The organism is Parabacteroides gordonii MS-1 = DSM 23371 (assembly GCF_000969825.1).
Taxonomy (GTDB): Bacteria; Bacteroidota; Bacteroidia; order Bacteroidales; family Tannerellaceae; genus Parabacteroides; species Parabacteroides gordonii.
In genome coordinates this window covers 3,106,582-3,112,738 of the sequence record NZ_KQ033919.1, presented here as the reverse complement: position 1 = coordinate 3,112,738, position 6,157 = coordinate 3,106,582, and the positions used below count along the sequence as shown (strand labels likewise).

Here is a 6,157-nt window from a genome sequence, read left to right as displayed (position 1 = left end):
CTTTTCTTATCACAAGTAAATTATTATCCAAAGCCTTTATTTTTGTCTGTCTGTATATCAGCTATTTAAACACATTACTTTATATTACAGCTTTGGATAATAATCATCTTCATTTAGATAGATTCCTTAGCCATATCTTAAGTTCCTGGTCTTTTTCCCATGAACGTTCTGTTATATCGTTTGGTATCATATTAACATAAGCTGATTCCAAAGCCTCTCTTTTTTGTTTAGAATCAGCCCGAGCATATATTTCAGTAGTTTGTATAGATACATGTCCTAAAATATCACGAATATAGACCAAATTTACACCAGCTTGTAACAAGTGCATAGCTTTACTGTGTCGTAAAGTATGCGGGCTTATTTTTTCCGGTATAAGTTCCGGATCTTGTATTCGGGCGTGATTAATATAATTATTCAAGATATAAGATATGCCAGAGTTTGTTAGCTTTCTGCCACAACTGTTAAAGAAAAGAGGTCTTTGATTAAAACCGGACAGGTCTAAACGATTCTCTTCCATATAACTGCGTAATAAATTCACTTGTTCGTCTTGTAAAGGGACAATTCTTTTTTTGCGTCCTTTACCAAATAAGGTGACATGACAAGGCTTTTCCAATTTCAAAGATGCGGGTGTCAAGTCTATTAATTCTTGTACTCTGGCTCCACTATCATAGAGCAGGGATATCAAAGCTAAATCCCGTCGTCCTTTTTTCGTGTTGATTGGTATTTGTGCCAATAAAAGCTTAATGCCATCTATGCTGAGATAATTGACACTTCTTTTTTCATGTGTTTTTACCTTGATGGATAATATCTCTTGCCATTGTTCCAGACGCTTTACATCCTCATATTGCATATATGTACAAAAAGAACGTAATGCCGCCAATCTTTGATTTCTAGTCGCGTTACTCGATTTTTTCGTGTCTTGTAACCAATCAAGGAAGTTTAAAACCGTTTTTCTGGTAATATGTTCCAATCTAAGATTATCAGCCTTTATGTTTACCTGTTCGTCCAGAAAGTTTAACAGCAAGCTAAATGATTCGCTGTATGACCGTATGGTATTAGGGCTTACGCCTCTTTCTCCGATAAGGTACTCTGTGAAAAAAGCCGTTAAATGCTTCGCAAAGTCAGTCGTTTTCATAAGTATCTACATTTAAATTAGTTATTATGTTTGTTTGAGGGTACACAAACCGTGTTATCGTATTTTGTTTCAATAGAATATCGGGAAACATATCTTGTGTCAGGCGCACGTAGGTTTCAGTCCCTTTCAACGTCTTATGCCCCAAGAAGACCGACAAAAGAGGAAGCGCACAATATATGTCCATTCCTTCTTGCACCATCTTTGCAAGGGAATGGACGGCAAAAGTATGTCTGAGACTATGTATGCAGGCTCCTCCGGAACGGTTGCTCGAACAAGGTATATTGCATTTTTCCAACACTTTCTTGAAACCGCCCAAAACAGTACAAGAAGATAACGGTCGTCCTGATGGGGATATTAACAAGAACTTGTCCGGGGCATCAACGTCTGGCAAGGGCATCTTGTTGCGATATTCCAAATACTGTTGTAGAACCTTGGACAGGGAGTCGCTTAAAGGAATAAGCCTTTCCATCTTGTTCTTTGTCTTCCGAATAATGATGCAATTCCTTCTCAAATCAACATCCCGATTCCTAATGGATATGGCTTCCCCGATTCTAATCCCTGTAGCATATAAGATTCTATATAAAGCAGGTAATGCAAAAAGATTACAATATATATTATGACTATGCATCCTTTGCTTGTCGCAAGCTTCAAAGATGTCCTGCATCTGTCCACGGGTAAACACATAAGGAGTAAAATCCGAATATTCCTTCTTTGGTAACTTGGGTATATAGCATTCTTTTCCTATGTGGCATAAGTATAGGCAAAACTGTCGGAACATGGACACCTTGTCATAGAGGGTTTTCTTTTTATCATGTATGCGGGTGCACTTCCATGTATCAATCATGCTTTTAGTTATGAACACATCCCTGATGTTGCTATTAACAAAGAACTTGTCAAACTCCAAGAGCATCCACTTTATCCGTCCAATGTCGGAAACCTGATTTTCTTTCATCGCAAGAAAATCCTTAAAATAAGGTGCGAACACGCTTTGATATATGAATTGTTCAGACATAGAACAAACCTCCTTTCTGTGTGTAGAAATCGGATGGGACATCCGGGACTTCAAGGACACATTTCATCAAACCATCAATGTCTATCCGAAGATAGCCCATTGTCGTTTGTGTAGTTTTGTGTCCCAATGTCTCAGAAATGACGGGCAGTGATATGCCATTACGCAATAGCTGGCTGGCTAAAGTATGTCTCATAGCGTGAGGACCTTTTTTTCTATCCCTTGTATCTATTCTTGAATGGCAGATAATCTTTCTGACCGACAAGGAAACCACCGCCCCATTCACAGGATTATATGGGGCTAAAGAGGATAGGAATATCTGTTTGGAAGAAGAACTCGGTCTGCCATATTTCACATAATTGATGATAGCTTCTCCTACATCCTTTAAGAGTGGCAATTCTATTTCACGTTTAGTCTTGTACTGTATCAGGCGGATAATGTTTCTATCCCAGTCTAAATTACTGAATTGTAATCCGGCAATATCGGAGGAACGTAGTCCTAACCGTGTTGCTAATAGGAGCATGGCGTAATCTCGTTTTCCTACAGGAGTGGATTGATTTACCGAAGATTCTATTTGCAAGACTTCTTCACAAGTGTATGTCGACGGTAGTTTTTCTTTTACAATATAACGGTTTCTTCCTATCACATAATCAATATTCTTATTGATAAGCTTTTGTTCGTACAGGTAACGACAAAATGCACGCATCGTTGCCAATACTCTTTGTTTACTGTTTTGGCTGGAAGATATAAAAGTTAGCACATCATCCTCACCTATATCTGAGATGCGGGATACATTCCTCAAAGACAAATGCCTGAGAAAATAGCTGAACACATGTTCGTAGCCATCTATCGTTTTAGGAGATAGTCTTTGTTCTTCCAAGAGATGAAGGTATTTTGTCATAATGCCTCCTATTTCTCCTGAGAATTTGCGTATAACGTATCTTACAACTGGTTTTTGGATAGTTCTATCCGTAAGATAATTAACGAATAGCAGTAATCGATAATTGGTTCCATGTATCAACCGCGTTTTTTCTTGTGGCATAGTCTTTAAAAACAAATCGATGGATTCTACATTACAGTCTTGTATGTAGTTTATATCCATGTAAACGATAAAAAGACGACAGGTCTTTTTATACTGTCGGATAGTCGATTCTGAATATCCGGCTTTACGCAACGCTTCTAAAAAATCCGAAACTTTGGATTCAAAATGATTTTTATTGTCCATAATACTATATTTGGAGGGAGCAACATTACTCTCTCCACAATATAGCATATTATTATCAGAACATTATTATCACGAGTTTGATTGATTATCTGTCAGTTATTTGGTGTATTAGCTTATAGCTTTGGATAATAATTTACTTGTGATAAGAAAAACCGAGTGTAGGCCGGGAGATAGCACGAATCGCGGGCGCGACGGAAGCGAAAGACGGGTATATGGAAGGTAACGGCTACTCGGTCACATGGGCGCTGGGACATCTGGTACAGCTCGCCCTTCCGGGCACATACGGTTACACGCGTACATCGGGCGACAACCTGCCCCTCTTGCCCGACCCGTTCCAGCTCGTCATCCGGCAGCGCAAGACCGACCGCGGTATGGCTACCGACCCGGTGGCCGCCAAACAGCTCCGCACCATCGATTCCGTGTTCAGCAGGTGCAGCGCCATTATTGTGGCGACGGATGCGGGTCGCGAAGGCGAACTTATATTCAGGTACATCTATTCCTACCTGGGGTACACGAAACCTTTCCGCAGGCTCTGGATCTCCTCGCTCACGGACGAAGCCATCCGCAAAGGGCTCTCCGAACTGAAAGAGGGAACGGAATACGACAGCCTCTACCATGCCGCCGACTGCCGGGCAAAGGCGGACTGGCTGGTGGGCATCAACGCGAGCCAGGCCCTTGCGATAGCCTCCGGCACGTTCAACCAGTCGCTCGGACGGGTGCAGACCCCGACACTCGCCATGATTTGCGCCCGTTTCAAGGAAAACCGGGAGTTCGTGCCGACCGATTACTGGCAACTCTCCGTGACCCTCAAAAAAGGGGACGATTTCAGGCAGTTCCGCCATGTGGAGAATATCCCGGAGAAAACGGAGGCCGACAGGCTCTACGACCGGATCACCATCGATTCGATGGCGGCGATTACGAAAACGGAGCGCAAACGGGGTTTCCAGGCTCCTCCATTGCTGTATGACCTGACGGCACTCCAAAAGGACTGCAACGTGCATCTCGACCTTTCGGCGGAAAAGACGCTTGCTGTCGCCCAGTCCCTCTACGAGAAGAAACTCATCTCGTATCCCCGTACCGGAAGCCGCTACATCCCGGACGACGTGATGCGGCAGGTTCCCGATTTGCTCCGCGGGGTCATCGGCATGAAAGAGTTCCGGGAATACGGCGGCACATTGGATTGGGACAATCTTTCCACCCGTAGCGTCAACGCGGGGAAAGTGACCGACCACCACGCGCTGATCGTCACCGGTGTACAGCCGGTCATGGAAACGCTTACTGAGCAGGAGCAGGCCGTTTACCGGATGATTGCCGGGCGTATGCTCGAAGCATTCTCGCCCGTATGCGAAAAAGAGACACTGGTCATCGAGGCTGCGGTGGACGGGCTGACGTTCCGTTCCCACTCCGTTTCCGTGGTCAAACCGGGCTGGAGAGCCGTATTCAACCGTTCGGAAGACAAGGAGAACGACGAAGAGACGGAAAACAAAGGCACGGCCCGATTCGACGAATCGGAAACCGTCCCCGTGTCGGGGCGCAGTCTTGCAAAGAAAAAGACCATGCCCAAGCCGCTATACACGGAGGCCACCCTGCTCGCGGCCATGGAGAGTTGCGGCAAGGAGCTGGCAGACGAGGAGGCGCGCGAGGCGATGAAGGAGCTGGGCATCGGAACTCCGGCGACCCGTGCGGCCGTCATCGCCACCCTTTTCAAGCGGGAATACGTCGAACGTTCCGGGAAAGCACTCGTGCCGACCGACAAGGGAATGGCCGTCTATGAAGCCGTCAGAAAAATGCGCGTGGCGGACGTGGAACTGACCGGCAGTTGGGAAAAGACGCTCATGCAGATCGAGCGGCACAAGCTCTCCCCGGAAACCTTCATGCGCTCCATCAGCGTCTATGCCCGCCAGGTCACCGAAGAGGTACTTTCCATCCGTTTCCCCGAAACGGCAAGCGGCGGCATCGTATGCCCCAAGTGCGGAAAAGGGAAAATCATCCTCCGGCAGAAACTTGCCAAATGCAACAACGAGGGGTGCGGACTGCTCGTTTTCAGACGCTTTCTGAACAAGGAGCTGACCGACCAGCATCTCGCGCAGCTCTTTTCTTCGGGAACCACCAAGCTCATCAAGGGCTTCAAGGGCAAGAAAGGGACGGCGTTCGACGCTGCCCTGGCATTCGACAAGGAGTATAACGTTACGCTCTCGTTCCCCAAACCGCAGGCAAGGAACGCCCCGAAACAGTCGGGACGGAAGAACACGGGCAGGAAGTCCACGGGACATTGACGGACCATACAACCGGTAAGATATAGCGTGGAGCCGTTACACGCTATTCTTGTAGAAGACGAAAGACGGAGAAAGGCATCCCGCCGTTCCGATTCTTGGCAAATGTAGCTCCGTGCCCTTTTCCGCAGCGCAAGGTCGGGGCCTTTCAGGTTTCGGCAAAAATCATCCTCGCTCCGCTCCGGTATTTTTTCCGAAAACCTTGCGTGCGGGGGCGCTCCGCTGTCTTGCCCCCGAATCGGAAACGACGGGATGTTTCACATAAATAAGGAATACAATGAAGACAACGACCGCATCAAAAAGGAAGAAACGGATATGGAGAATTATCCTCATACTGCTCACGGCACTTGGTTTCAGCTATCTCTACACGCGGGGAGTATCTCCCGTGTGGGCGGCTGTCGCCATCGTCTTTTGCAGGGGATTCTTCCGGTTCCTCTACGCGATAGCCTGCCTCCTGGTAACACTGGCCATCATCGCCGCCATACTGAGTTTTCTAATCTTCTAATTATATAATG

Annotated in this window: 4 protein-coding genes and 1 pseudogene; 2 read left to right on the top strand and 3 right to left on the bottom strand. The window is 46.2% G+C overall.

Going from position 1 to position 6,157, the window contains the following annotated elements:
* Positions 1–109 precede the first annotated feature (109 nt).
* The 3 genes from HMPREF1536_RS11725 to HMPREF1536_RS11715 form a co-directional block, all read right to left on the bottom strand.
* Positions 110–1,135: a site-specific integrase gene (locus HMPREF1536_RS11725; RefSeq protein ID WP_007754523.1), complete on the bottom strand. Its 1,026-nt coding sequence runs from the start codon at positions 1,133–1,135 to the stop codon at positions 110–112.
* Positions 1,122–1,799 carry a tyrosine-type recombinase/integrase gene (locus HMPREF1536_RS11720; protein ID WP_192916423.1) on the bottom strand — a complete coding sequence of 226 codons (678 nt, stop codon included), beginning with the start codon at positions 1,797–1,799 and terminating at the stop codon, positions 1,122–1,124. Before HMPREF1536_RS11720 ends, HMPREF1536_RS11725 begins: the two co-directional genes overlap by 14 nt.
* 340 nt (positions 1,800–2,139) lie before the next feature.
* Complete coding sequence (locus HMPREF1536_RS11715; protein ID WP_158236838.1) at positions 2,140–3,045, bottom strand: site-specific integrase; 906 nt, start codon at positions 3,043–3,045, stop codon at positions 2,140–2,142.
* 470 nt (positions 3,046–3,515) lie between these two features.
* Between HMPREF1536_RS11715 and HMPREF1536_RS11710 the strand changes: the two are divergent.
* Both HMPREF1536_RS11710 and HMPREF1536_RS11705 read left to right on the top strand, forming a co-directional pair.
* Positions 3,516–5,645 (top strand): annotated as a pseudogene (locus HMPREF1536_RS11710) (DNA topoisomerase); the annotation flags it as partial.
* Positions 5,646–5,919: 274 nt separating this feature from the next.
* Positions 5,920–6,147: a hypothetical protein gene (locus tag HMPREF1536_RS11705; protein ID WP_005834122.1), complete on the top strand. Its 228-nt coding sequence runs from the start codon at positions 5,920–5,922 to the stop codon at positions 6,145–6,147.
* Positions 6,148–6,157: the final 10 nt, after the last annotated feature.